Source organism: Streptomyces sp. SCSIO ZS0520 (assembly GCF_025643355.1).
GTDB lineage: Bacteria > Actinomycetota > Actinomycetes > Streptomycetales > Streptomycetaceae > Streptomyces > Streptomyces physcomitrii.
This window is the reverse complement of record NZ_CP092644.1, coordinates 2,277,641-2,302,134: the sequence shown is the minus strand read 5'-3', so window position 1 is coordinate 2,302,134 and position 24,494 is coordinate 2,277,641. Positions and strand designations below refer to the sequence as shown.

The following is a 24,494-nucleotide window of genomic DNA, read 5'->3' as shown; positions in this document are numbered from 1 at the left end:
TGTTTGCCTCGTGCTTGGTGCGATTATGCCCTTACCTTTGCGGGCGCGGCGCAAACTCCCTGAGGATCCGTCACCGCCCGCCCGCTCGGCCCGCCTCAGTCGCCCTCGTGCCGCTCCCGGGTGGAGAGCAGCCGCCGCAGCGAGTACAGCCGCGCGGGGTCGGCGTGGCCCTCGGCCACCCAGTCGTCCAGGGCGCAGTCCGGTTCGTCGTGGCTGCAGGCCCGCGGGCAGCCCTCGGTGCCGGGCACCAGTTCGGGGAAGGCGTTGATCACCCGGGACGGGTCGACATGCGCCAGCCCGAAGGACCGTACGCCCGGGGTGTCGACCACCCAGCCCGCCCCGGGACCGCCGAGCGGCAGCGCGAGGGCCGAGGTGGTGGTGTGCCTGCCGCGCCCGGTGACCGCGTTGACATGGCCGGTGCTGCGGCGGCGGTCCTCCGGGACCAGCGCGTTGACCAGGGTGGTCTTGCCCACGCCGGAGTGCCCGACGAAGGCGGTGATCTGCCCCGCGAGCAGCTCCCGCACCCGCTCGGCGCCGCCATGCGCCAGCTCCTCGCGGGAGGTCACCACATGGGGCACCCCGAGCGAGTCGTAGGTGCGCAGGAGCTCCGTGGCCGGGGCGAGGTCGGACTTGGTGAGGACGAGCAGCGGGGTCAGCCCGCCGTCGAAGGCGGCGACCAGGCAGCGGTCGATCAGCCGGGGCCGGGGCTCGGGGTCGGCGAGGGCGGTGACGATCGCGAGCTGGTCGGCGTTGGCGACCACGACCCGCTCGTACGGGTCGTCGTCATCGGCCGTCCGGCGCAGTACCGAGGAGCGCGCGCCGATCCGTACGATCCGCGCGAGGGTGTCCTTCTTCCCGGAGAGGTCGCCCACCAGCGCGACCTGGTCGCCGACGACCGCGGCCTTGCGGCCCAGCTCGCGGGCCTTCATCGCGGTCACCACGCGGTCCCCGACGAGCACCGTCAGGCGCCCGCGGTCCACGGTGAGGACCATGCCCTCGGCGGCGTCCTCGTGCTTGGGCCGGATGCTGGTACGCGGGCGGTTGCCCTTGCGGTTGGGGCGGACGCGGACGTCGTCCTCGTCGGTGTGCTTGCCGTAGCGGCGCATGATCGGATCCGCCCGTCAGTTCCCGAGCATCCCGGTCCACATCTCGGGGAAGTCCGGAAGGGTCTTCGCGGTGGTGGCCACATTCTCGATCCGTACGCCGTCCACCGCCAGGCCGATGACGGCGCCCGCGGTCGCCATCCGGTGGTCGTCGTAGGTGTGGAAGGTGCCGCCGTGCAGCGGGCGCGGGCGGATGTGCAGTCCGTCCGCGGTCTCGGTGACCTCGCCGCCGAGCGCGTTGATCTCGCGGGTGAGGGCGGCCAGGCGGTCCGTCTCGTGCAGCCGCAGATGGGCCACTCCGCTGAGGGTGGAGGGGGAGTCGGCGAGCGCGGCGACGGCGGCGATGCCGGGGGTCAGCTCGCCCACCTCGCCGAGGTCGGCCTCGATGCCGTGGATCCGGCCGCTGCCGGTGAACACCAGGCCCTGGCCGGTGAGTTCGCAGCTGCCGCCCATCGCGGTGAACAGCTCGCGCAGCGCGTCGCCGGGCTGGGTGGTGCGGGCCGGCCAGTCCGGGACGACGACCCGGCCGCCGGTCACCAGGGCGGCGGCGAGGAAGGGCTGGGCGTTGGAGAGGTCCGGCTCGACCGTGAGGTCCCGGCCGAGCAGGGCGCCGGGGGAGACCCGCCAGACGTTCGGCTCGCCGCCGGAGTCGGGGGTGTCCACCTGCACCCCGGCCGCGCGCAGCATCTCGACCGTCATCCGGATGTGCGGCATCGAGGGCAGCGTACGGCCGGTGTGCCGGACCTCGACGCCCTGGTTGAAGCGCGGGCCTGAGAGCAGCAGCGCCGAGACGAACTGGGACGAGGAGGAGGCGTCCACGGCGACCTTGCCGCCCTCCAGGGCGCCGCCGCCGCGCACGGTCATCGGCAGGGCGCCGCGCCCGTCGTCGTCGATCCGGGCGCCGAGCGCGCGCAGGGCGTCGATCACCCCGTGCAGCGGGCGTTCGTACGCGCGCGGGTCGCCGTCGAAGCGGACCGGGCCGTCCGCCAGGGCCGCGACCGGCGGCAGGAAGCGCATCACGGTGCCGGCGTTGCCGACGTCCACCGCGGAGCCGCCGCGCAGCCGGTCCGGCGGGATGACCCGCCAGGCCTCGCCGGAGCCGTCCGGGCCCACGCCCTCCTCGATGCCGACGCCGAGGGCGCGCAGCGCGGCGGCCATCAGGAGCGAGTCCCGCGAGCGCAGCGGGCGGCGCAGCCAGCCCGGCTCGGAGGCGAGGGCGGCCAGCACCAGGGCGCGGTTGGTGACCGACTTGGAACCCGGCACCTGCACGGTCGCGTCGACGGCACCGTTCGCGGACGGCGCGGGCCAGAGGTCCTGTGAGGCGAGGTTCGCGGTCATGGCCTCAGCTTAGTGCCCGGCACGATCACGAGGACGAGGGCGAAGGGCGGAGAGGAAAGCGGGGAGGAAGGGTGTGATTTCGGCGGACTCCGCGAGGGTCGGATCCCGCGGGGACCGGTCCGGCAGCGGCCCGCAGCACTCCGAAGAGGACTCCTGAGCGGGCTCGGAAGAGGCTCGGAAGTGGGCTCGGAAGAGGACTCAGAAGGAAGACTCGGCAGCGGGCTCAGAACAGGGTGCTCTCCTCCGGTGCCGCCAGTTCCTTCAGGAGCTCGGGGCCGTTGTTGCGGACGTTGCTGACCGCGGTGGACACCGGGTAGGCGCGCATCAGCCCGGTGGGCGGCGGCTCCAGGAGGGCGCGCAGCCGCTCCGGTTCGGTGTGGCCGGGGTCGAGCCAGTCGTCCCAGCGGTCGGGGGTGAGCATCAGCGGCATCCGCGGGTGGATGTCGGCGAGCGCGCCCGGCCCCTCCTCGGATCCCGCCGCCAGCGGTGCGGTCTCCGCCTCCGTGGTGATCACCGCGCAGGTCACCCACCAGGCGCCGGGGTGCCCCTCGGGCAGGGTGCCGTCGCGCCAGAACTCGTAGAGCCCGGCCATCGCGAAGACCGAGCCGTCGGCGGGGGTGACGAAGTACGGCTGCTTGCGGGCCCGCTTCTTGCGGCCGGCGACCTCCAGCTCGCGCTCCTCGCCGCCGGTGACCCACTCGTAGTAGCCGTCGGCGGGGAGCAGGCAGCGGCGGGCGGCGAAGGCGCGGCGGTAGGAGGGCTTCTCGTGCACGGTCTCGGCGCGGGCGTTGATCATCCGGGCGGCGCCCTCGGGGGTCTTCGCCCAGGAGGGCACCAGTCCCCACCGCAGTTTCCGCAGCTGGCGAACCGGAGCGCGGCTCTCGGCGTCTTTCACCGGACGGTCGAGCACCGCCCAGACCTCCTTGGTGGGGGCGACATTCCAGTCCGCCTCCAGGGTCTCCTCGGGTTCCCACTTCTCGATCCCGAAGATCCCGGTGAGGTCCTCGGGGCTCCGGCTGGCCGCATACCGTCCGCACATGAGTGCCACACTGCCACTTCGCCCCGTCGCCGGGCCACCGCCTTGACCACCCGGCAAAGACCCACCCGAGGAGCCCGCCCCCGCCCATGGACCTCATCGACCTGACCTCCCTGACCGGCCTGTGGGACCGCGTCTTCGGCAGCCAGCCCGAGCCGGACCTGTGGGTCGTCCTCGCCACCGGACTGCTCGCGCTCGGCGCCGTCGCCTCGCCGCGCGCCTGGCGGCTGACCCGCAACGCGATCACCATCGCCCACGAGGGCGGCCACGGACTCGTGGCCCTGCTCATGGGGCGCCGCCTGGACGGGATACGCCTGCACTCGGACACCAGCGGACTGACCGTCAGCCGCGGCAGGCCGACCGGCCCCGGCATGGTCTTCACCGCGGCGGCCGGGTACACCGCCCCGCCGCTGCTCGGGCTCGGCGGCGCCGCCCTGCTCGCCGCGCACCACATCACCGCGCTGCTCTGGCTCGCCACCGGACTGCTGCTCGCCGTGCTCGTGATGATCCGCAACGCCTACGGCGCCCTCTCCGTCCTGGTCACCGGCGGCCTCTTCGTCCTCGTCTCCTGGACCACCGGACCCCAGGTGCAGGCGGCCTTCGCCTATCTGGCCGTCTGGTTCCTGCTGCTCGGCGGGGTGCGCCCGGCCTTCGAACTCCAGGCCAAGCGCCGCCGCCAGGGCGCCGCGGACTCCGACGCCGACCAGCTCGCCCGGCTGACCCAGGTGCCGCCCGTGGTCTGGTTCCTGCTCTTCCACGTGGTCTCGCTGTGCGCCCTGCTCGGCGGCGGCCGCTGGCTGCTCGGGTTGTAGGGGGTGTCGTCAGGGTCCCCGAGGCAGGATGGCCGCGTGACGAGCACCGAGAAGATCCGTACCGAGCAGGTCGCCACCGAGACCGGCGAGGCCCGTGTCCACTGGTATCCGGCGCGCCGCCCGCGCCTCCTCCTCGCCGCGAGCCACGGCGCGGGCGGCGGCATCGAGGCCCGAGACCTCCGGGCGCTGGCCGCCGCCCTGCCGGAGCACGGGGTGAGAGTGGCCCTGGTCGAACAGCCCTGGCGGGTCGCCGGGAAGAAGGTCGCCCCGGCGCCGCGGACCCTGGACACCGGCTGGCGCGGGGTGTGGCCCGCCCTGGTCGCGCCGGGCCTGCCGGTGATCGCGGGCGGCCGCAGCGCCGGGGCCCGGGTGGCCTGCCGTACCGCCGCCGGACTCGGCGCCGCGGGCGTGCTCGCGCTGAGCTTCCCGCTGCACCCGCCCGGCAAGCCGGAGAAGTCGCGGGCCGCGGAACTGCTCGCGGCGGGGCTGCCCACCCTGGTCGTCCAGGGCGGCAACGACCCCTTCGGGCGGCCCGCCGAGTTCCCGGCCGGGGACCACGAACTCGTCGAGATCCCGTACGGCGACCACGGCTTCGCCCTCCCCAAGCGGGCCGAGCTCGGCGAGCCGGAGGCGATGCGACTGCTCACGGACGCCGTCACCCGGTGGGCCCTGTCACTTCTGCCCGGCTGACCCGCGCCCGGGGAATGCGACACCGCCGGGCACTGTTGTGCCGGACAGACGGAAGCCACGTGTCGTACGAGTAAGGGGTCCACCGCATGGGTTCCACCTTCTGCCCGAGCCGGGAACGCAGCATGAGCGACCTCGAATGGTCGGTGCTGCACGCCCCGCGGACCTCCCCCGCGCGGGCCTCGGCAGCGACGGAGACGGGGACCGGTCGTCTATCCTCCGAGACGGGCGTGACCGGAAGGGGTCCCGCCACATCGCTTGAGGAGGTGGGTGCGGTCACCGGGACCGATGCGGGGAACGATCGCGCAGAGTCCGAGGAGCAGGCACAGCAGCCCGCGGAGACGGCCGCAGAGCGCAACGCACGCTTCGAACGTGACGCGCTGACCTACCTCGACCAGATGTACTCGGCCGCGTTGCGCATGACGCGCAACCCCGCCGACGCCGAGGACCTGGTGCAGGAGACGTACGCGAAGGCGTACGCCTCGTTCCACCAGTTCCGCGAGGGCACCAACCTGAAGGCCTGGCTCTACCGGATCCTGACGAACACCTTCATCAACTCCTACCGCAAGAAGCAGCGCGAGCCGCAGCGCAGCGCGGCCGAGGAGATCGAGGACTGGCAGCTGGCGCGCGCCGAGTCGCACATGTCGACCGGTCTGCGCTCCGCCGAGTCGCAGGCGCTCGACCACCTGCCCGACTCGGACGTGAAGGAAGCCCTCCAGTCGATCCCCGAGGAGTTCCGCATCGCGGTGTACCTCGCCGATGTCGAGGGCTTTGCGTACAAGGAGATCGCCGACATCATGGGCACACCCATCGGCACGGTCATGTCCCGGCTGCACCGGGGCCGCCGCCAGCTGCGCGGCATGCTGGAGGACTACGCGCGCGAGCGCGGGCTGTCCACCGCGGGCGCTTCGGACTCCGACGCAAGGAAAGGCTCGGGCTCATGAGCTGCGGAGAGCCGCACGAGACGGACTGCAGTGAAGTACTGGACCATCTTTACGAGTTCCTCGACCGGGAGATGCCGGACTCCGACTGCACCAAGTTCGAGACGCACTTCGAGGAGTGCTCTCCGTGCCTGGAGAAGTACGGCCTCGAACAGGCCGTGAAGAAGCTGGTCAAGCGGTGCTGCGGACATGACGACGTCCCCGCCGACCTGCGCGACAAGGTCCTCGGCCGGCTCGACCTGATCCGGTCGGGGCAGGCCGTCCCGGACCACGACCTCACCGGGCCTCCTCCCGGTGACCGGCCCGCGGCCGCCCAGGAGGGCTGACCCCGCGAGCCCGAGGGCGGGCCCCGCGCGGGCCCGCCGCGCCCCACGGCCCCGCCCCCCAGCACGAAGCCGGGGCGCTGAACAGGCCCTCGGCGCGCTGTCACCCGAAGGTGCGAATCCGGGCCCACGGGGCCCGGACAATGCGGCGATGCCGCCCCCTTTGAGCCCTCTCCGCCCTATTCTCCGGAGCCTGAACGGGCTTGCCCGGGCCGCGAGTTGCCCGGTCGCCCACCATCCAGGGGCGCGCGGAGGAGGGCGGCATTGAGGACCCTTGTGCCGGCAGCGCGGCTCTGCGTCCTCGGCGCGGCCCTCGGCGCCCTGGCCGCCGCCGCACCCGCCCTGGACACCGGCACCCCCTGGGCCGCGCTCTCGCTCCTCGCCGTCCTGCACGCGGGCAGTGAACAGGCCCTGCGGCTGCGCGCCGCCCGGGCCGAGACACCCGCGTCGGCACCCGGCGGCGGCCCCACCGGCCCCACCGCTTCCGCGGACCCCGCCGGTCACGCGGGTCATGCCGCCCACGCCGGGACACCGAGCCGCCGCCACGGCCCGGGCCGCCACCGCGCCGCCCGCGCCGAGCACCCCGCCCCCACCAGGACCGGCCCGCCCGGCACCTTTCACCCCGTCCTGCTCGCCGGGGTCTTCCTGCTGCCGCCCGCCGCGGCCGCCCTGGTCGCGGTGCCCGGCGCCCTCCTGGACCCGGTGGAGCAGCGGCCCCGGCTGCCGCGCCGGATCTGGCGGACCGCCTCCCTCGCCCTCGGCACCTGGGCCGCGGCCGGGGCGCACGGCGCGCTCGGCGGCGGCCGGACCGTCGCGGCGGCCGACTTCCCCTGCGCGCTGCTGCCCGCCGGGGCCGCGGTACTGGTCTTCTGCGCGGTGCTCGCCCTGCTCGACGGGACGATCCGCGCGGCGGCGGAACGGCTGCCCCCGCGGGCCGCCTGGCGCGGGCTCTTCCCGCGCACCCTCGCCCCGGTGGCCGTGCACGGGCTCGCCGGGCTGATGATGGCGGTGCTCTGGCGCAGCCCGTACGGGCCGCTCGCCGCGCTGCTCGTGCTGCTGCCCATGCACATCTCGGTGTGGGTCTTCGCCCAGTACCACCGCGAACGCGCCGCGCACCAGGCCACCATCCGCGCCCTGGTCCAGGCCGTCGACATCAAGGACGGCTACACCCGCGGCCACAGCGAACGGGTCGGCCGGGCCTCCCAGCTCATCGCCCGCGAACTCGGCCTGGACGACGAGCGCGTGGAGGTGCTGCGCTTCGCCGGGATCCTGCACGACGTCGGCAAGCTCGGCGTTCCGACCCGGTTGCTGCGCAAGGAGGGCAAGCTCACCGAGCAGGAACGCGAGGTCATCCAACTGCACCCCGAGTACGGCCACGAGATGGTGCGCGGCATCGGCTTCCTCGGCGAGGCCCGGGCCGCGGTGCTCCACCACCACGAGCGCCTGGACGGCAGCGGCTACCCCTACGGCCTGTCCGGGCTGCGCATCCCCGAGTCCGCCCGGGTGGTCGCGGTGGCGGACGCCTTCGACGCGATGACCTCCACCCGCTCCTACAGCCGGGCCCGCCCGGTCGAGGTCGCCCTCGCGGAGCTGCGGCGCTGCTCCGGTTCGCAGTTCGACCCGCGGATGGTGCACGCCCTGATCCGCGCCCTGGAACGCCACGGCTGGCACCCGGCGGTCACCGCCGACGGCCCCGAGCCGCGCACAAACGTGCCTGCGGCCCGGACCGTGCCTGCCGAGCGGGCCTCGGCTCCGGCCCCGTCCCCCTCCCCGGCCGAGGACGGCGGCCAGGCCCTGGACGGGGCCCGCGTACAGGCCGCGAAGGGCGCCCGCTTCCCGGCGCAGGCACCGGGCCGCCCCGGCGAGTCCGACCGGTGAGCGGCGAGGCGGGGCGGGGGCCGGAGGCGGCGCGGGGGGCGGAGGCGTCGAGACGGGCGGAGTCGGCGCGAGGGCCGGAGGCGGCGCCGGGGCCGCGGGCGGCGAGACGGTCCGAGGCGGCCTCGCGGTCCGAGGCCGCGGCACCACGATCCGAAGCTGCCCAGTGGTCCGAAGCTGCCCAGTGGTCCGAGGCGGCCTCGCAGTCCGAAGTGGTTCAGCGGGTCGAGGCGGCCCCACGGTCCGAGGCGGCCCCACGGTCCGAGAGGACCCCATGGTCCGGGAAGCCCCCGCGGTCCGAGAAGCCCCGCCGCCCCGAGCCGCCCGCCCGTCACCGCCGCCACCGGCGGAGCACACCCCTCGGCGGCCCGCCCCGCGGCCCGCTGCACCGGCCGCTGCCCGCGGTCGTGCACACCGCGGCCGCCGCGCTCGCCCTGGTGGCGCTGGCCGCGACCCTCCACGACGGCCTCGCGGAACGCGGTATCGCGCTGGCCTTCGGGGTGCTCATCGCCCTCGGTGAGTTCATGCGTTGGGGCGAGCAGGGGGCGCGCCCCGCCCGGGAGCCCGCCCCCCTGGGCGCCGCGGGCGCCCTCGCGTACGCGCTGCTCGGCGAGGTCGGCGGGCGCCCGGTGCGGCACGGGGTACTCGAAGTGCTCGCCGTGGTGCTCGCGGCCACCCTGGCGGGCGGTGCCCCGCATGTGGCCCGGGGCGCGGGGCCCTGGGCCGACCACCTCTCCCGGCGGCTGCTCGGCACCGCCTTCGCCGCGGTCTGCTTCCACCCGCTGCACTCCGCCCTCGCCCCGGGGCAGGGCCCGGCCCGCGGCGCCTCGTTCGCCCTGGCGGTGGTGGCGATCCTGGTGCTCACCGCGCTGTGCGACGCGGTGCTCGCGGCGGCCCTGGCCCGGGCCCGTACCGACTGGCCCTTCGGACCGCTGCTCCGCGACGAGCTGCGGGCGCTCACCGGGATCGGCTCGGCGGTCGGCGCCACCGGCGCGGTGATGGCGCTCGGGGTGGCGGTGGCCGCGCTGTGGGCGCTGCCGGTGTTCTGCCTGCCGCTGCTCCTGACCCAGCTCGCCTTCCGCCGGTACGCGGCGGTGCGCACCACCTACCGCCAGACCATCACCTCACTGGCCCGCGCCACCGAGATCGCCGGGTACACCCCGGCCGGGCACGCCCGCCGGGTCGCCGAGCTGGCCCGCGCGGTCGGCCGTGAACTCGGCCTCGCCGCACGCGAGCTGACCGTCCTGGAGCACGCGGCGCTGATGCACGACATCGGCCAGCTCTCCCTGGTGGACCCGGTGCCCGCCGGGGCCACCGCCTTCCTCGCCCCGGAGCAGCAGCGGCGCATCGCCCTGCTCGGCGGGGCCGTGGTCCGCCAGACCGGCGGCGCGGCCGAGGTCGCCCTGGTGGTCGAACGGCAGGCGGAGCCGTACCGGGAGCAGCCGCTGGCGGCCCGGATCGTGCGGGTGGCGAACGCGTACGACGAGATCACCCGGGCAGAAGGACCCACGGGAGCGCTCACCGCACTGGAACGGCTGCGGCTCGGCACCGGCCGCGACTACCAGCCCGAGGTCGTGGAGTGCCTGGCCCGGGTGCTCGCCCGGGAGGCACCGGGAACCGGTGGCCTGCCCGCGTGAGCGGCGGCCGTCCGGCCCCGCGGGCGGGCGGATCCCCCGTGCGGGACGGCCCGCCGCGCCCCGCCCGCGCAGGACGGGCGCCGGTGGGTGGCCTGATCCTGCCCCGGGCTGGGTAACCCATGGGTAATGAGCGGCGGCTCGACCGTCCGTGGTTGGATGCGAAGAACGAAGCAAGGTGAGCGGGGGGCATGCCTTGAGTACCGGCAGGCGGGAATCGTGAGGATCTTCGGCAAGGGACGGCACCGGCCCTCCGCCTCGTGGCGGCAGGCCACCGACCGCGCGTTCACGCTCATCGGGGACGGGCGGTACGAGGACGCGGGCGCGCTCCTGACCAGGGCGGCCGATCTGGAGCCCTGGCTCTCCGAGTCCTGGTTCAACCTGGCGCTGCTGCACAAGTTCCGGCACGACTGGGAGCAGGCCCGCGCCGCGGGTCTGCGGGCCGTCGCGCTGCTCGACCGGGCCACCGGCGCCCCCGACTGGTGGAACGTCGGCATCGCGGCCACCGCCCTGCAGGACTGGCCGCTGGCCCGCCGCGCCTGGCAGGCCTACGGGCTGAAGGTCCCCGGCGAGACCACCGCCGCGGGCCAGCCGGTGGGCATGGAGCTGGGCAGCGCCGCGGTGCGGCTCTCGCCCGAGGGCGAGGCCGAGGTGGTCTGGGGCCGCCGGCTCGACCCGGCCCGTATCGAGGTCCTGTCGATCCCGCTGCCCTCCTCCGGGCGCCGCTGGGGCGAGGTGGTGCTGCACGACGGCGTCCCGCACGGCGAGCGGACCACCGCCGCCCAGGGCGCCTTCCCCGTCTTCGACGAGATCGAGCTGTGGGCGCCCTCCCCGGTGCCGACCTGGGTGGTGCTCCTGGAGGCGGCCACCGAGGAGGACCGGGACGCCCTGGAGCAGCTCGCCGCGGACGCCGGGTACGCGGCCGAGGACTGGTCGTCCTCGGTGCGGCTGCTCTGCCGGATGTGCTCGGAGAGCCGGATGCCGAGCGACGAGGGCGACGGCGAGCACCTCGACCCGCACGACCACAGCGAGCCGGGCCACCCGGGCCCCCTCGGGCACCGCACGGACGGCCAGCTCTGGGTGCCGGAGCGCGAGTGCGGCATAGCCGCGCCCGCCGGTCTGGTCCGCGGGCTGCTCGACGGCTGGGTCGCGGACAGCCCGGACTCCCGGAACTGGCGGGACCTCGAAGAGGTCTGCTGAGCGCGCCGTAGGCTGTACCCCGGCATTGCAGGCAGCCGTGCCGCGGATTTCCAGGAAGGCGTACGGCCAAGATGGCGCAGCAGGACACTGAGCAGGAGCAGACGCGGGCCGCGGGGGTGCTGCCCGTGGACGACGAGGGCTACGTCGTGGACAGCGAGGAGTGCGAGGAGCGCGAGAGCGCCTATCGCGAGCGCGGTACCTCCCGCCCGATCACCGTGGTCGGCAACCCGGTGCTGCACCGGGAGTGCGCGGACGTCACCGAGTTCGGCGAGGAGCTGGCCCGGCTGGTCGACGACATGTTCGCCAGCCAGCGCACCGCCGAGGGTGTCGGCCTCGCGGCCAACCAGATCGGGGTCGGCCTGAAGGTCTTCGTCTACGACTGCCCCGACGACGAGGGCGTACGGCACGTGGGCGTGGTCTGCAATCCGCGGGTCCAGGAGATCCCCGCCGAGCGCCGCCGCCTCGACGACTCCAGCGAGGGCTGCCTGTCGGTGCCGACCGCGTACGCCCCGCTGGCCCGGCCCGACTACGCCGAGGTGACCGGCCAGGACGAGAAGGGCAACCCGATCCGGGTACGCGGCACGGGGTACTTCGCCCGCTGCCTCCAGCACGAGACCGACCACCTCTACGGCTCGCTCTACATCGACCGGCTCTCCAAGCGGGAACGCAAGGAGGCGCTGCGGCAGATGGCGGAGGGCACGCCCCGCTACCCGGTGGTGGCCAACGCCTGAGGCCCCCTCGGCCCGCGGACAACCCCTACCGATCGGTTCGACTTCCCCGCGATCAAAGGTAGTTGAACCTTTTTCCGTACCCCTTGCGGCCCGGCCCGGGACTTCCCCGGCCGGGCCGCGGTGCGTCCCTGGAGCCGGTGCCGCGATCCTGTCCTGTCACGTAAGGGGACGTTCTCGGCAGTGGGGGTGGTGAGTGGAGCGAATGTGTTCCCAGCGGGGGCGGTTGTGGTGCTGAATAGAAAGCGCGGGTACGCAACGGCGCGCACTCGGGTACCGCGGGGTCGTGCGCGCGCCTTCAAGCGGCGAGAGGGGTTTCTTCATGGCTGCTTATCCACACGCCACGGAACACGAGGAACGGCGGCAGGCGGCGAAGGTGCCGTCCGCCCTTCGTCTGAGGGTGATCGAGGAAGCTTTTCCGCGGCATATGCATCCGTATTGGCCGCACCTCCAGGAGAACTCCCGCGCCTGGCTGCTCGAAAGGCGGCTGATGTCGCCCGCGAAGGTGGAGCTGTTCGCCGACAGCCTCTGCTACACCGACCTGGTGGCCGGGTACTACGTGGGCGCCCCCGACCAAGTCCTCGGCGCCATCGGGGACTTCAGCACCTGGTTCTTCGTCTGGGACGACCGGCACGACCGGGACGCGGTGCACGGGCGCACCTTCGCCTGGCAGCGCCTGCACCGGCACCTGCACGCGGCCCTGGACGCCCCCGGGCGCCACCTGCGGCACGGTGATCCCCTGGTGGCGGCCTTCGCCGAGTGCCTGCTGCGGCTCTTCGCGCCGATGAGCGAGGCCTGGAACGCCCGCTTCGCCCGGCACTTCCACGCGGTGATCGACGCCTACGACCGGGAGTTCGGCAACCGGCGCACCGGCACCGTGCCCGGGGTCGAGGCCTATGTGGAGCTGCGCCGCCACACCTTCGCCCACTGGATATGGCTGGACCTCCTCGAACAGGCCGCCGCCTGCGAACTCCCCGAATCCGTGCGCACCCACCCGGCATTTCGGCGGGCGGCGCTCGCCTCGCAGGATTTCTCCGCCTGGTACAACGACCTCTGCTCGCTGCCCAAGGAACTCGCGGGCGACGAGGTGCACAATCTCGGAATCAGCCTCATCCATCACGAGGGATTATCGCTCGAAGAAGCGGTGACGGAAGTGCGCAGGCGCGTTCGCATCTGCATCGCGGAATTCCTCGTGGCCGAGGGCGAAGTTCTCCGCTATGCGCGGGAATTGACCGCGCAGAACAGTCCGCGGGCCCGGGAGATCGGCGCCGGAGTACGGGCCTGTCTTTTCAACATGCGGAACTGGTTCTCCTCCGTCTACTGGTTCCACCATGAATCCGGCCGTTATCGCGTGGAGAACTGGGAGGACAGTTCCACGCCCCCGTATCTCAGTGAATCGGCAGGTGGGAAATGAGCGTCGAATCCGCCCTCAGGTCCGGGTCCGCACCCAGGGAGCACCTGCCCCCGCCCCCGCTCGTCCCCGGCGGCGCCCCGCTGCTCGGCCACGCCTGGAACCTGGTCCGCGACCCGCTCGACTTCCTGAGCCGGCTGCGCGACCACGGCGAGGTGGTCCGGCTGCGGCTCGGCCCCAGGACGGCGTACGCGGTGACCGCGCCCGAACTGGTCGGCGCGCTGCTCAAGAGCCCCGACTACGAGGTGGGCGGCCCGCTCTGGGAGACCCTCGAAGTCCTGCTCGGCAAGGGCGTCGCCACCAGCAACGGCCAGCCGCACCGCCGCCAGCGGCGCATGATGCAGCCCGCCTTCCGGCCCGAGCGCATCGCCGACTACGCCGCCGTGATGGCCGAGGAGGCCCGGGCGACCGCCGCGCGCTGGGAGGACGGCGCCACCGTCGACGTGGGCGCCGAGATGTTCCGGACCGCGGTGCGGATCGTCTCCCGCTCGCTGCTCGAAGTGGACTCCATCGGCGAGAAGGCCGACCGGATCAGCGAGTCGCTGCACACCGTCTTCGAGGGGCTCTACCGGCGGATGGTGCTCTCCGCGGGCCCGCTGCACCGGGTGCCCACCCCCGCCAACCGCCGCTTCGCCGGGGCCCTGGCCGATCTGCACGCCCTGGTCGACGAGATCATCGAGGAACGCCGCGCCGCGGGCTCCGGCCACGAGGACCTGCTCGCCGTATTGCTGGACGCCACTGACGAATCCGGCGCCCCGCTCAGCCATGCCGAGATCCACGACCATGTGGTCTCGCTCGTCGTCGCGGGAGCGGAGAATGTCGCCTCCACTCTGTCCTGGACATTCTGGTTGCTGACACAACATCCGGTGCAGGAAAGCCGGTTGGTCGAGGAAGTGGAATCCGTCGCACCGGAAGGGCGGCCGGCATTCGCGGACCTGAAGAAGCTGGTGCACACCCGGAATGTCATCACCGAGGCGATGCGCATACGTCCCGCCGCGTGGATTTTCACGCGACGTTCCGTGGCCGAGACCTCACTGGGCGGGTATGCCATTCCGGCGGGAGCGGACGTCGTCTACAGCGTGTATGCAATGCAACGCGATCCGCGATCTTTCGAACAGCATCTCGAATTCGATCCGGACCGCTGGCTTCCCGAACGCGCCTCGGAGGTACCGCAGTTCGCGATGATGCCCTTCAGCGTGGGCAACAGAAAGTGCCCGGGCGATCACTTCAGCATGACCGAACTCGCGCTGATCCTGGCCACCGTGGCACCCCGCTGGCGGCTGACCCCGGTGGAGGGCACCGACCCGAGGACCCGGATCGGCATCACCCTGCACCCCAAGCGCCTGCTCCTTCGCGCCGAGCGGCGCTGAGACGCACCGGTGCCCCCGCCCCCGTACGCAGCGCGAGGGGACGGGGGCACCGGCGGCCGGATCAGAAGTCGTCGTCGAAGGAGACCGAGCCCTCGACCGCCACCTGGTACGCGGAGGGGCGGCGCTCGAAGAAGTTGGTCAGCTCCTGGACGCCCTGCAACTCCATGAAGGAGAAGGGGTTCTCCGAGCCGTAGACCGGCGCGAAGCCGAGCCGCTGGAGGCGCTGGTCGGCCACGCACTCCAGGTACTGCCGCATCGACTCGGTGTTCATCCCGGGCAGCCCGTCCCCGCACAGATCGCGCGCGAACTGCAGCTCCGCCTCGACGGCCTCCTTCAGCATGTCGGTGACCTGCCGCGTCAGCTCCTCGTCGAAGAGGTCCGGCTCCTCCTTGCGGACGGTGTCCACCACCTCGAAGGCGAAGGACATGTGCATCGTCTCGTCGCGGAAGACCCAGTTGGTGCCGGTGGCGAGGCCGTGCAGCAGCCCGCGGGAGCGGAACCAGTAGACGTAGGCGAAGGCCCCGTAGAAGAAGAGCCCCTCGATGCAGGCGGCGAAGCAGATCAGGTTGAGCAGGAAGCGGCGCCGGTCGGCGCGGGTCTCCAGGCGCTCGATCTTCTCCACCGAGTCCATCCACCGGAAGCAGAAGGAGGCCTTCTCGCGGATGGACGGGATGTTCTCCACCGCGGCGAAGGCGTCCGCCCGGTCCTCGGGATCGGGCAGATAGGTGTCGAGCAGCGTCAGATAGAACTGGACGTGCACGGCCTCCTCGAAGAGCTGGCGGCTCAGATACAGCCGCGCCTCGGGGGAGTTGATGTGCTTGTAGAGCGTCAGGACCAGGTTGTTGGCGACGATCGAGTCGCCGGTGGCGAAGAAGGCCACCAGGCGGCCGATCATGTGGCGCTCGCCCGCGGACAGCTTCGCCAGGTCGGCGACGTCCGAGTGGAGGTCCACCTCCTCGACGGTCCAGGTGTTCTTGATCGCGTCCCGGTAGCGCTCGTAGAAGTCGGGGTAGCGCATCGGCCGCAGGGTCAGCTCGAAACCGGGGTCGAGCAGATTGCGCGGCTGCTTCTCGGGCGCCTGGGCTTCGGCGTCGGGGTGTACGGCGGTCATTACTGGCAGGCCTCGCAGGACTCGGGGTTCTCCAGGGAGCAGGCGACGGCGCTCTCGTCGGTCACCTGCGCGGGCAGCACGGCGGGCTCGGCGGCCTGAGACGTGCCCTGGGCGGCGCGCGCGATCCGGGTCGCCGGTCGCGAGCGCAGGTAGTACGTGGTCTTCAGCCCCTGCTTCCAGGCGTAGGCGTACATCGAGGAGAGCTTGCCGATGGTCGGCGTCTCCAGGAAGAGGTTCAGCGACTGCGACTGGTCCAGGTACGGGGTGCGCGCGGCGGCCATGTCGACGAGTCCGCGCTGCGGGATCTCCCAGGCCGTGCGGTACAGCGCCCGCACCTCGGCGGGGATCCAGGCGAAGCCCTGCACCGAGCCGCCCGCCTCGCGCAGCGCCTCCCGGCTGCGGGCGTCCCAGACGCCGAGCGCCTTCAACTCGTCCACCAGGTAGGAGTTGACCTGGAGGAACTCCCCGCTGAGCGTCTCGCGTTTGAAGAGGTTGGAGACCTGCGGCTCGATGCACTCGTAGACGCCCGCGATGGAGGCGATGGTCGCGGTCGGCGCGATCGCGAGGAGCAGCGCATTGCGCATGCCGGTACGGGCGATCCGGGCGCGCAGCGCCGACCAGCGCTCCGGCCAGGCCCGGGTGGTGTCGTAGTGGTCCGGGTGCAGCACGCCGCGGGCCGCGCGGGTCTGCTCCCAGGCCGGCAGCGGGCCCTCGGTCTCGGCCAGCTCGGCGGAGGTCTCGTAGGCGGCGAGCATGATGCGCTCGGCGATCCGGGTGGACAGCTCCCGGGCCTCGGCGGAGTCGAAGGGCAGCCGCAGCTTGAAGAAGACGTCCTGCAGGCCCATCACGCCCAGACCCACCGGGCGCCAGCGGGAGTTGGAGCGCCCCGCCTGCTCGGTCGGGTAGAAGTTGATGTCGATGACCCGGTCCAGGAAGGTCACCGCGGTGCGCACGGTGGCGTCCAGGCGCTCCCAGTCGATGCCCTCGCCGTCCACCAGCGCGCCGAGGTTGACCGAGCCGAGGTTGCAGACGGCCGTCTCGCCGTCGTCGGTGACCTCCAGGATCTCCGTGCACAGATTGGAGGAGTGCACGGTGTGGCCCGGCTCGGCGGTCTGGTTGGCGGTGCGGTTGGAGGCGTCCTTGAAGGTGATCCAGCCGTTGCCGGTCTGCGCGAGGGTGCGCATCATCCGGCCGTACAGCTCGCGGGCCGGGATGGTCCGGTTGGCCAGGCCCGCGGCCTCGGCCCTGCGGTAGGCGGCGTCGAACTCCTCGCCCCACAGGTCGACCAGCTCGGGGGTGTCGGCCGGGGAGAACAGCGACCAGTCGGCGTCCGCCTCGACGCGGCGCATGAACTCGTCGGGGATCCAGTGCGCGAGGTTGAGGTTGTGGGTGCGGCGCTGGTCCTCGCCGGTGTTGTCGCGCAGTTCGAGGAACTCCTCGATGTCCGCGTGCCAGGTCTCCAGGTAGACCGCGGCGGCGCCCTTGCGGCGGCCGCCCTGGTTGACCGCGGCCACCGAGGCGTCCAGCGTCTTGAGGAAGGGCACGATGCCGCCGGAGTGGCCGTTGGTGCCCCGGATCAGCGAACCCCGGGCGCGGATACGGGAGTAGGACAGGCCGATGCCCCCGGCGTGCTTGGAGAGGCGGGCGACCTGGTGGTAGCGGTCGTAGATGGAGTCCAGCTCGTCCTGCGGGGAGTCCAGGAGGTAGCAGGAGGACATCTGGGGGTGGCGGGTACCGGAGTTGAAGAGCGTGGGGGAGGAGGGCAGGTACTCCAGACGGCTCATCAGCCGGTAGAGCGAGGCCACCTCCTCGACCGCGGCGGTGCTCGCGTCCTTGGCGAGGCCGCAGGCCACCCGCAGCAGGAAGTGCTGGGGCGTCTCGATGACCTGACGGGTCAGCGGGTGGCGCAGCAGATAGCGGCTGTGCAGGGTGCGCAGCCCGAAGTAGCCGAAGCGGTCGTCCGCCCCGGTGTCGATCATCGCGTCGAGCCGGGCCGCGTGCGCGGTGACGAACTCGGCGGTGCGGTCGGCGATCAGCCCCTCGCGGTGCCCGGTGGCGACCGAGCCGGAGAAGCTCTGCACCCCCTGGCTCGCGGCCTCGTCCCGGATGGTGAGGGTGAGCAGCCGCGCGGCGAGCCGGGAGTACGCCGGGTCCTCGGAGATCAGCCCGGCGGCCGACTCCGTTGCCAGTCCGCGCAGTTCGGCCTCGTCGGCGGCGGCCGAACGCCCGCGCAGGGCGGCGGCGGCGACCCGTCCGGAGTCCGCGTCGGGGAGGTCGGCGGTGAGCCGGGTCAAGGTGCGCAGCAGGGCGGCACCGGGTCCCTCGGCCTCGGGGTGAGTCGCAGTCGCCTCTGGGGCGGGCGCGATGGTCACGTGTCACTCTCCCTCGCTGGACGGAACCGCGCAGGGGAGGGCACACGTCTGCCGGATGGCACGGCAGGCCGCGTCCACCACCCTTCCGCGGGGCTCCGGACGTCTGGACCCGGGACGGATGTACCGGGTCGCCGTCGACAGGTCTTCGGACTTCACGGGGCAGGCAGAGACTGCCCGTTCACCGTTGCGGGACAGTTCCGGACTTCCACCGGATTCCCCTGCGGCGACAGCGAGCACGAGCATACATGTGGTGCCACCCCGCGAAGGAACACCCCACATCTTGTGGTGCGTTGTGTCGCATGGACGCACCGGAATTCCGGCGCCCGCGGCGTCCCGGAGCCCCGCGGCGGCGGCCCGGAGCCCCGGCGCGGCGGCTCAGAGCGTCAGCGCGTACGCGAGCAGCGTCAGTCCGGGTATCGGTTCCCAGTCCCGCTCGGGGGCCCGGGTGAAGCCGAGCCGCTCGTAGAGCCGGTGGGCGGAGCGCATCGCGGGCTGGGTGGAGAGCACCAGGGCGCGGCAGTCCGGCAGCGCGCGGGCCCGCTCGACGCAGGCGCGCACCAGGGCCTCTCCGGCGCCCCTGCCGCGCGCGGCGGCCGAGACCGCGAGCATCCGGAACTCGGCCTCCCCGGCGCCCGCGAGGTCCGCGTACGGCCCCTGTGCGACGAAGGTCACGGCGCCGCGTATCCGCCCGTCCTCCTCGGCGACGAGCACCTCGGCCCCGGCCGCCCGCCGGGCCACGTCGCGCAGCACCGGCAGGTAGGGGTCGTCCGCGCCGGAGAGCAGCAGGCCGTCCGCCAGATAGGCCCGGGCGGTCAGTTCACCGATCTCCTCGTACTCCGCCGGGCGGGCGGATCTGATCAGGATGTCCATGCTCCGCAGTGTGCACGAGGGGTATGACAACGGGCCGCCGGAGGATCCCGGCGGCCCGTCGGCCCGCTTGCCGCGGGGCTGCGCTCAGTGCGCGGAACCCGCGGTGGCGGGCGGCAGTTCCTCCTGTACGCCCGGGTCGCCGGCGTCCGCCGTGTAGTCCCCGGCGGTGGTCTCGTCGACGCCCTCGGGGGCCTTCACGGCCTTCAGGACGAAGGTGAGGACCACGGTGACGACGAGGTTCAGGACGAAGGCGGTCAGACCGATGTAGCCGATCTCACCGATCCCCGGGATCTCCTTGGCGGAGCCGCCGAAGTGCTTCTGGGTGGGGCTCGCGACCCCGTACGCGGCGATGGTGCCGTAGGCCATGCCGACCGCCCAGCCCGCGAGCAGCGCCCAGCGGTGGAACCAGCGGGTGAACAGGCCGCCGACCAGGGCCGGGAAGGTCTGCAGGATCCAGATGCCGCCCAGGAGCTGGAAGTTGATGGCGACCGTCTTGTCCATGCCGAGCACGAAGATCAGCGCGCCGACCTTCACGAGCAGCGAGACCAGCTTGGAGACCTTGGTCTCCTGCGCCGGTGTCGCGTCCGGCTTGATGAAGTCCTTGTAGATGTTGCGGGTGAACAGGTTCGCCGCCGCGATCGACATGATGGCCGCCGGGACCAGCGCGCCGATGCCGATGGCCGCGAAGGCGACGCCGGTGAACCAGTCCGGGAACATGTCCTCGAAGAGCTGCGGGATGGCCAGCTGGCCGTTGTCCACCTTCACGCCCGCCGCGATCGCCATGAAGCCGAGCAGCGCCAGCAGCCCCAGCATCAGCGAGTACAGCGGCAGGATCGTGGTGTTGCGGCGGATCACCTCACGGCTGCGCGAGGAGAGCGTCGCCGTGATCGAGTGCGGGTACATGAAGAGCGCGAGGGCCGAGCCGAGGGCGAGCGTGGCGTAGGTCCACTGGCCCGCCTCGGCCGGGGCGAGCGAGCCGCGTGGCTTGTCCGTCGCCGGGTTGACCTGCGAGAGGGCGTCCCCCGCCTTGGCGAAGATGTCGTCGAAGCCGCCCAGCTTGTACGGGATGTAGATGATCGCCACCAGGATCACCAGGTAGATCAGGGTGTCCTTGACGAAGGCGATCAGCGCCGGGGCGCGCAGCCCGGAGGAGTAGGTGTAGGCGGCCAGCACACCGAAGGCGATGAGCAGCGGCAGGTCCTTGATGAACCAGTTGGTGTCCTCGCCGCCGCCGATGCCCATCACGTCCAGGACGGCCTGGATGCCGACCAGTTGGAGCGCGATGTACGGCATGGTCGCGAGGATGCCGGTGACCGCGACCGCCAGCGAGAGCCCCTTGGAGCCGAAGCGCCCGCGCACGAAGTCGGAGGTGGTGACGTAGCCGTGCTTGTGCGAGACCGACCAGAGCCGCGGCAGGAAGGTGAAGATCAGCGGGTAGACCAGGATCGTGTACGGCACCGCGAAGAAGCCGGAGGCGCCGGCCGCGTAGATCGCCGCGGGCACGGCCACGAAGGTGTAGGCGGTGTAGAGGTCGCCGCCGAGCAGGAACCAGGTGACCCAGGTGCCGAACGAGCGCCCGCCCAGGCCCCATTCGTCGAGGCTGTTCTCGTTCTCGGCCTTGCGCCAGCGGGCGGCGAGGAAGCCCATGGCCGTGACGGCCACGAAGAAGAAGCAGAAGACGGCGAGTGCCACGCCGTTGACGCCGTCGTTCACTTCGCGCCTCCCTCGGCACCGCGCCGGGCGGCGGCCGCGGCCTTGCGCCCGCGCTGGTCACGCTGCCAGAGCTGGTACGCGATCATGGTGAGCAGGGTCGACAGGACCACCCAGCCCATCTGGTACCAGTAGAAGAACGGGATCCCGATGAAGGCCGGGTCGGTCTTCGCGTAGGAGCCGACCCACAGCAGGGCCACGAACGGCGCGAACAGGCATACGGCGATCACCACGCGCGCCGGTGTCACCACCGGGTCTCTCACTTCGGGTGCGTCTGGCATACGTCGGCTCCGTCCCCATCACTGGCCAATGATCGGACGAAATGTAGGGGACGCATCCCGCGATACGAAACCCCTGGTCCGGATGCCGGGCGTAACGGTTCGGTGTCGGCGCCGCCCCCGCGGGCCCGGCGGCCGTACGGAGCCGTCAGCCGCGCGGGGCGCTCCTCACTCGTTGGGGCGCTGGAGGCGGGCCACGAACTTGTAGCGGTCGCCGCGGTAGACCGAGCGCACCCACTCCACCGGCCGCTGCTCCTCGTCGAGGGAGTGCCGGGAGAGCATCAGCATCGGCAGGCCCACGTCGGTGCCGAGCAGCCCCGCCTCGCGCGGGGTGGCCAGCGAGGTCTCGATGGTCTCCTCGGCCTCGGCCAGCTGCACCCCGTACACCTCGTCGAGGGCGGTGTACAGGGAGGCGTACTTGACCAGGGAGCGGCGCAGGGCGGGGAAGCGCTTGGCCGAGAGGTGGGTGGTCTCGATCGCCATCGGCTCGCCGTTGGCCAGGCGCAGCCGCTCGATCCGCAGCACCCGGCCGCCCGCGGTGATGTCGAGCAGGCCCGCGAGCCGCTCGTCGGCGGTGATGTAGCCGACGTCCAGGAGCTGCGAGGTCGGCTCCAGGCCGCGGGCGCGCATGTCCTCGGTGTACGAGGTGAGCTGGAGGGTCTGGGAGACCTTCGGCTTGGCGACGAAGGTGCCCTTGCCCTGGATGCGCTCCAGGCGCCCCTCGACCACCAGTTCCTGGAGCGCCTGGCGCACGGTGGTCCGCGAGGTGTCGAACTCGGCGGCCAGGGTGCGCTCCGGCGGCACCGGGGTGCCCGGCGGCATGGTCTCGGTCATGTCGAGCAAGTGCCGCTTCAGCCGGTAGTACTTGGGCACGCGCGCGGTACGTCCCGTACCGGACGGCTCCGCCGCAGCGTGCGGGGCCGCCTCGGGCCCCGCGCTCTCCGCCTCCGTGCTCATCGTCCGCCCTCTCCGGCCGCCTGCTGTCGACTTGCGCTCCGCCCTCACGGTGCCCGCCGCCTGTGCCGGACATCGTGACACGGCCCCCTGCGCGGGGCCGCGCGTGCCGTCCGCGGCCCGATGACGTACCGCGAGCCTTCTTATACACCCTTGACACCCCCAAAAGTCCAGGCCAGAGTCACAAACTGGTCTACACCATGAGGCAGATCACTCGCCATGGTCCGGCCGCGGGTCATCCGGCCGGGTGGTGAGGTCAGCCGAGGCCGGGGCGCCGCGCCGTCCGCAGCGGCACCCCTGAAGGGAACATCGCGTACATGAACTCCACGGACCCGGCCCGCCCGGACGCCCTGCACCGCGACGCGCTCGCCGTCCTCCAGCCCGGTTTCACCGGCACCACCGCGCCGGACTGGCTGCGGCGCAGGCTGGGCGAGGGGCTGGTCTCGGTCGGACTCTTCGGGCGCAACATCACCGGTGACCGGCAACTGGCCGCGCTGACCGCCCAGTTGCGCGCCGAGCGGCCGGAGCTGCTGGTCGCGGTCGACGAGGAGGGCGGCGACGTCACCCGCCTCGACGTGCGCGAGGGCTCCGCCTTCCCGGGCAATCTGGCGCTCGGCGCGGTGGACGACACCGCCCTCACCCGCGAGGTGGCCCGTGCCCTCGGCGCCCGCCTCGCCGCCTGCGGCGTCAACCTGAACTGGGCGCCCTGCGCCGACGTCAACTCCGATCCCCGCAACCCGGTCATCGGGGTCCGCTCCTTCGGCTCCGGCACCGAACTGGCCGCCCGGCACACCGCCGCCTACGTCGAGGGGCTCCAGTCCGCCGGGGTCGCCGCCTGCACCAAGCACTTCCCGGGGCACGGGGACACCTCGGTCGACTCGCACCTCGCGCTGCCCCGCGTGGACGCCGACGAGGCACTTCTGCACGCGCGCGAACTGGTGCCCTTCCGCGCCGCCATCGAGGCCGGCACCCGGGCCGTGATGAGCGCCCACCTCCTGGTGCCCGCCCTCGACCCGGAGAACCCGGCGACCCTCTCGCCCCGCATCCTCACCGGCCTGCTCCGCGAGGAACTCGGCTACCGGGGCCTGGTGGTGACCGACGGCATCGAGATGGGCGCCATCGCCGACACCTACGGCATCGAGCGGGGCGCCGTGCTCGCCCTCGCCGCCGGGGCCGACGCGGTCTGCGTGGGCGGCGGCCTCGCCGACGAGGCCACCGTGCTCCGGCTGCGGGACGCCATCACCGCCGCGGTACGCGAGGGCACCCTGCCCGAGGAGCGGCTCGCCGAGGCGGCCGGGCGGGTGCGCGAACTGGCCGCCTGGACCGCGGCCCGCGCCGCCGAGAGCCCCGGCGCTGCGGGGACACCGGACGGCGCGGAGGAGTCCGCCGCCGAGGCGTACACCGGGACCGGCCTGCGCGCCGCCCGCCGCGCGCTGCGCGCGACCCCGGACAAGCCCGTCACCCCGCTGAGCGGCCCGCCCTACGTCGCCTCGCTCACCGTCGCGGTCAACTTCGCGGTGGGCGAGGAGACCCCCTGGGGCCCGGCGGCCGAACTGCGCGCGCTGCTGCCGGGCACCCGCAGCGGCAGCTACGGCGCCGCCCAGGGCGAACCCGCCGCCCTCGCCGGGGAGATCCTGGCCGCGGCGGGGGAGCGGCCCCTGGTCGTGGTGGTCCGCGACGCGCACCGGCACGGGTGGATGACCGAGGTGCTGGACCGGCTCCTCGCGGTGCGCCCGGAGGCCGTCGTGGTGGAGATGGGCGTACCGCAGTCGCCGCCGCGGGGCGCCCTGCACCTGGCCACCCACGGGGCGGCCCGGGTCTGCGCCCGCGCGGCGGCCGAGGTCCTTGCCGGGGTGCGGGACTGAGCGGGGCGCCGGGTACGCCGGAGGCCGCGCCCCCCAGCGGGGAGCGCGGCCTCCGGCGTAGCTGCCCGGGGGTCAGATGCCTTGCCAGGACGGCTTCTCGGCGTAGGTGTGCCGGAAGTAGTCCGCGTGCTTCAGCTTCGAGGCCGCCGCCTCGTCGACCACCACCGTGGCGTGCGGGTGCAGTTGCAGCGCCGAGGCGGGGACGACCGCGGCGAGTGGCCCCTCCACGGTCTGCGCGACGGCCTCGGCCTTGCCCTCGCCGGTGGCGAGCAGCACCAGGTGGCGGGCGTCCAGGATGGTGCCGATGCCCTGGGTGATGACGTGGTGCGGGACCTGCTCGATGTCGTCCCCGAAGAAGCGGGCGTTGTCCAGGCGGGTCTGCTCGGTGAGGGTCTTGATCCGGGTGCGCGAGGCCAGCGAGGAGCAGGGCTCGTTGAAGCCGATGTGCCCGTCGGTGCCGATGCCGAGCAGCTGCAGGTCGACCCCGCCCGCCGCCGCGAGCGCCGCGTCGTAGGCCCGGCAGGCCGCGGCCACGTCCTCGGCGGAGCCGTCCGGGCCCATGAAGGAGGACTCGTCGATGCCGAGCGGTTCGAGCACCTGGCGCAGCAGCACCGCGTGGTACGACTCCGGGTGCCCCGCGGGCAGCCCCACGTACTCGTCGAGCTGGCATATCCGGGCCCGGGAGGCGTCCACCTCCCCGCTCGCGACCCGGGCGGCGAGCGCCCGGTAGACGGGGAGCGGGGTGGACCCGGTGGCGACGCCGAGCAGGGCCTCCGGTCTGCGGGCCAGGAGCCCGGCGATGGCCCCGGCGATCAGCTCGCCGCCCGCGGCGGCGTCGGGGACGATGACAACTTCCACGCGGGGCCTGCCGTTCTG

General features: G+C 73.1%; 21 protein-coding genes and 1 riboswitch. Of the genes, 11 read left to right on the top strand and 10 right to left on the bottom strand.

Annotated features, from left to right (window positions below):
• Window positions 1-95: 95 nt before the first annotated feature.
• The 3 genes from rsgA to MID12_RS08430 form a co-directional block, all read right to left on the bottom strand.
• Complete coding sequence (rsgA, locus tag MID12_RS08440; protein ID WP_040248511.1) at window positions 96-1,106, bottom strand: ribosome small subunit-dependent GTPase A; 1,011 nt, start codon at window positions 1,104-1,106, stop codon at window positions 96-98.
• A 15-nt stretch (window positions 1,107-1,121) separates the two neighbouring features.
• On the bottom strand, window positions 1,122-2,441 hold the full coding sequence (aroA, locus tag MID12_RS08435; RefSeq protein WP_040248509.1) for a 3-phosphoshikimate 1-carboxyvinyltransferase: 1,320 nt from the start codon (window positions 2,439-2,441) through the stop codon (window positions 1,122-1,124).
• 223 nt (window positions 2,442-2,664) lie between these two features.
• On the bottom strand, window positions 2,665-3,480 hold the full coding sequence (locus MID12_RS08430) for an SOS response-associated peptidase (RefSeq protein ID WP_263165758.1): 816 nt from the start codon (window positions 3,478-3,480) through the stop codon (window positions 2,665-2,667).
• Window positions 3,481-3,566: 86 nt separating this feature from the next.
• Here MID12_RS08430 and MID12_RS08425 point away from each other — a divergent pair, with 86 nt between their 5' ends.
• The 10 genes from MID12_RS08425 (at window position 3,567) to MID12_RS08380 (ending at window position 14,458) form a co-directional block, all read left to right on the top strand.
• On the top strand, window positions 3,567-4,289 hold the full coding sequence (locus MID12_RS08425) for a M50 family metallopeptidase (RefSeq protein ID WP_263165755.1): 723 nt from the start codon (window positions 3,567-3,569) through the stop codon (window positions 4,287-4,289).
• A gap of 36 nt (window positions 4,290-4,325) precedes the next feature.
• Window positions 4,326-4,979 carry an alpha/beta family hydrolase gene (locus tag MID12_RS08420; RefSeq protein WP_411576925.1) on the top strand — a complete coding sequence of 218 codons (654 nt, stop codon included), beginning with the start codon at window positions 4,326-4,328 and terminating at the stop codon, window positions 4,977-4,979.
• A gap of 263 nt (window positions 4,980-5,242) precedes the next feature.
• Window positions 5,243-5,920 (top strand): sigma-70 family RNA polymerase sigma factor, encoded by a 678-nt coding sequence (locus MID12_RS08415; RefSeq protein WP_040248506.1) that lies wholly within the window; start codon window positions 5,243-5,245, stop codon window positions 5,918-5,920.
• Window positions 5,917-6,243, top strand: coding sequence for a mycothiol system anti-sigma-R factor (gene rsrA, locus MID12_RS08410; RefSeq protein ID WP_168535241.1), 327 nt, complete (start codon window positions 5,917-5,919; stop codon window positions 6,241-6,243). The genes MID12_RS08415 and rsrA overlap by 4 nt, the downstream gene beginning before the upstream one ends.
• A gap of 261 nt (window positions 6,244-6,504) precedes the next feature.
• Window positions 6,505-8,118: an HD-GYP domain-containing protein gene (locus tag MID12_RS08405; protein ID WP_263165751.1), complete on the top strand. Its 1,614-nt coding sequence runs from the start codon at window positions 6,505-6,507 to the stop codon at window positions 8,116-8,118.
• Between the two features lie 404 nt (window positions 8,119-8,522).
• Window positions 8,523-9,752: an HD-GYP domain-containing protein gene (locus tag MID12_RS08400; protein WP_411576924.1), complete on the top strand. Its 1,230-nt coding sequence runs from the start codon at window positions 8,523-8,525 to the stop codon at window positions 9,750-9,752.
• 216 nt (window positions 9,753-9,968) lie between these two features.
• Window positions 9,969-10,949 (top strand): tetratricopeptide repeat protein, encoded by a 981-nt coding sequence (locus MID12_RS08395; protein ID WP_040248504.1) that lies wholly within the window; start codon window positions 9,969-9,971, stop codon window positions 10,947-10,949.
• 71 nt (window positions 10,950-11,020) lie between these two features.
• Entirely contained in the window at window positions 11,021-11,680 is a 660-nt protein-coding gene (gene def / locus MID12_RS08390; protein WP_263165750.1) for a peptide deformylase, read from the top strand.
• 319 nt (window positions 11,681-11,999) lie between these two features.
• Window positions 12,000-13,091, top strand: a complete 1,092-nt coding sequence (locus MID12_RS08385) for a terpene synthase family protein (RefSeq protein WP_107071290.1) — start codon at window positions 12,000-12,002, stop codon at window positions 13,089-13,091.
• A complete protein-coding gene (locus tag MID12_RS08380) occupies window positions 13,088-14,458 on the top strand; it encodes a cytochrome P450 (RefSeq protein WP_263165747.1) in 1,371 nt (456 codons plus the stop codon). Before MID12_RS08385 ends, MID12_RS08380 begins: the two co-directional genes overlap by 4 nt.
• A gap of 61 nt (window positions 14,459-14,519) precedes the next feature.
• Here MID12_RS08380 and MID12_RS08375 read toward each other — a convergent pair whose 3' ends face one another.
• The 6 genes from MID12_RS08375 to MID12_RS08350 form a co-directional block, all read right to left on the bottom strand.
• Entirely contained in the window at window positions 14,520-15,569 is a 1,050-nt protein-coding gene (locus MID12_RS08375) for a ribonucleotide-diphosphate reductase subunit beta (RefSeq protein WP_052482195.1), read from the bottom strand.
• Entirely contained in the window at window positions 15,569-17,941 is a 2,373-nt protein-coding gene (locus MID12_RS08370) for a ribonucleoside-diphosphate reductase subunit alpha (protein WP_040248500.1), read from the bottom strand. Before MID12_RS08370 ends, MID12_RS08375 begins: the two co-directional genes overlap by 1 nt.
• Window positions 17,942-18,081: 140 nt before the next feature.
• Window positions 18,082-18,159: riboswitch (cobalamin riboswitch) on the bottom strand.
• 157 nt (window positions 18,160-18,316) lie between these two features.
• A complete protein-coding gene (locus MID12_RS08365; protein ID WP_263165743.1) occupies window positions 18,317-18,811 on the bottom strand; it encodes a GNAT family N-acetyltransferase in 495 nt (164 codons plus the stop codon).
• Window positions 18,812-18,895: 84 nt separating this feature from the next.
• Complete coding sequence (mctP, locus tag MID12_RS08360) at window positions 18,896-20,524, bottom strand: monocarboxylate uptake permease MctP (RefSeq protein ID WP_040248496.1); 1,629 nt, start codon at window positions 20,522-20,524, stop codon at window positions 18,896-18,898.
• A complete protein-coding gene (locus MID12_RS08355) occupies window positions 20,521-20,802 on the bottom strand; it encodes a DUF3311 domain-containing protein (RefSeq protein WP_078844827.1) in 282 nt (93 codons plus the stop codon). Before MID12_RS08355 ends, mctP begins: the two co-directional genes overlap by 4 nt.
• Window positions 20,803-20,967: 165 nt before the next feature.
• On the bottom strand, window positions 20,968-21,756 hold the full coding sequence (locus tag MID12_RS08350) for a GntR family transcriptional regulator (protein ID WP_040248494.1): 789 nt from the start codon (window positions 21,754-21,756) through the stop codon (window positions 20,968-20,970).
• Window positions 21,757-22,070: 314 nt separating this feature from the next.
• Here MID12_RS08350 and MID12_RS08345 point away from each other — a divergent pair, with 314 nt between their 5' ends.
• On the top strand, window positions 22,071-23,618 hold the full coding sequence (locus tag MID12_RS08345; protein ID WP_263165740.1) for a glycoside hydrolase family 3 protein: 1,548 nt from the start codon (window positions 22,071-22,073) through the stop codon (window positions 23,616-23,618).
• 72 nt (window positions 23,619-23,690) lie between these two features.
• On the opposite strand, the gene nagB is transcribed toward MID12_RS08345, so the two are convergent.
• Window positions 23,691-24,476 (bottom strand): glucosamine-6-phosphate deaminase, encoded by a 786-nt coding sequence (nagB, locus tag MID12_RS08340; RefSeq protein ID WP_263165737.1) that lies wholly within the window; start codon window positions 24,474-24,476, stop codon window positions 23,691-23,693.
• Between the last annotated feature and the right edge of the window lie 18 nt (window positions 24,477-24,494).

Excerpts from the sequence above, each read along its gene's own strand:
- rsgA (WP_040248511.1), bottom strand. The coding sequence starts at position 1,106 with ATGCGCCGCTACGGCAAGCACACCGACGAGGACGACGTCCGCGTCCGC.
- aroA (WP_040248509.1), bottom strand. The coding sequence starts at position 2,441 with ATGACCGCGAACCTCGCCTCACAGGACCTCTGGCCCGCGCCGTCCGCG.
- MID12_RS08430 (WP_263165758.1), bottom strand. The coding sequence starts at position 3,480 with ATGTGCGGACGGTATGCGGCCAGCCGGAGCCCCGAGGACCTCACCGGG.
- MID12_RS08425 (WP_263165755.1), top strand. The coding sequence starts at position 3,567 with ATGGACCTCATCGACCTGACCTCCCTGACCGGCCTGTGGGACCGCGTC.
- rsrA (WP_168535241.1), top strand. The coding sequence starts at position 5,917 with ATGAGCTGCGGAGAGCCGCACGAGACGGACTGCAGTGAAGTACTGGAC.
- def (WP_263165750.1), top strand. The coding sequence starts at position 11,021 with ATGGCGCAGCAGGACACTGAGCAGGAGCAGACGCGGGCCGCGGGGGTG.
- MID12_RS08385 (WP_107071290.1), top strand. The coding sequence starts at position 12,000 with ATGGCTGCTTATCCACACGCCACGGAACACGAGGAACGGCGGCAGGCG.
- MID12_RS08380 (WP_263165747.1), top strand. The coding sequence starts at position 13,088 with ATGAGCGTCGAATCCGCCCTCAGGTCCGGGTCCGCACCCAGGGAGCAC.
- MID12_RS08375 (WP_052482195.1), bottom strand. The coding sequence starts at position 15,569 with ATGACCGCCGTACACCCCGACGCCGAAGCCCAGGCGCCCGAGAAGCAG.
- MID12_RS08365 (WP_263165743.1), bottom strand. The coding sequence starts at position 18,811 with ATGGACATCCTGATCAGATCCGCCCGCCCGGCGGAGTACGAGGAGATC.
- MID12_RS08355 (WP_078844827.1), bottom strand. The coding sequence starts at position 20,802 with ATGCCAGACGCACCCGAAGTGAGAGACCCGGTGGTGACACCGGCGCGC.
- MID12_RS08350 (WP_040248494.1), bottom strand. The coding sequence starts at position 21,756 with ATGAGCACGGAGGCGGAGAGCGCGGGGCCCGAGGCGGCCCCGCACGCT.
- MID12_RS08345 (WP_263165740.1), top strand. The coding sequence starts at position 22,071 with ATGAACTCCACGGACCCGGCCCGCCCGGACGCCCTGCACCGCGACGCG.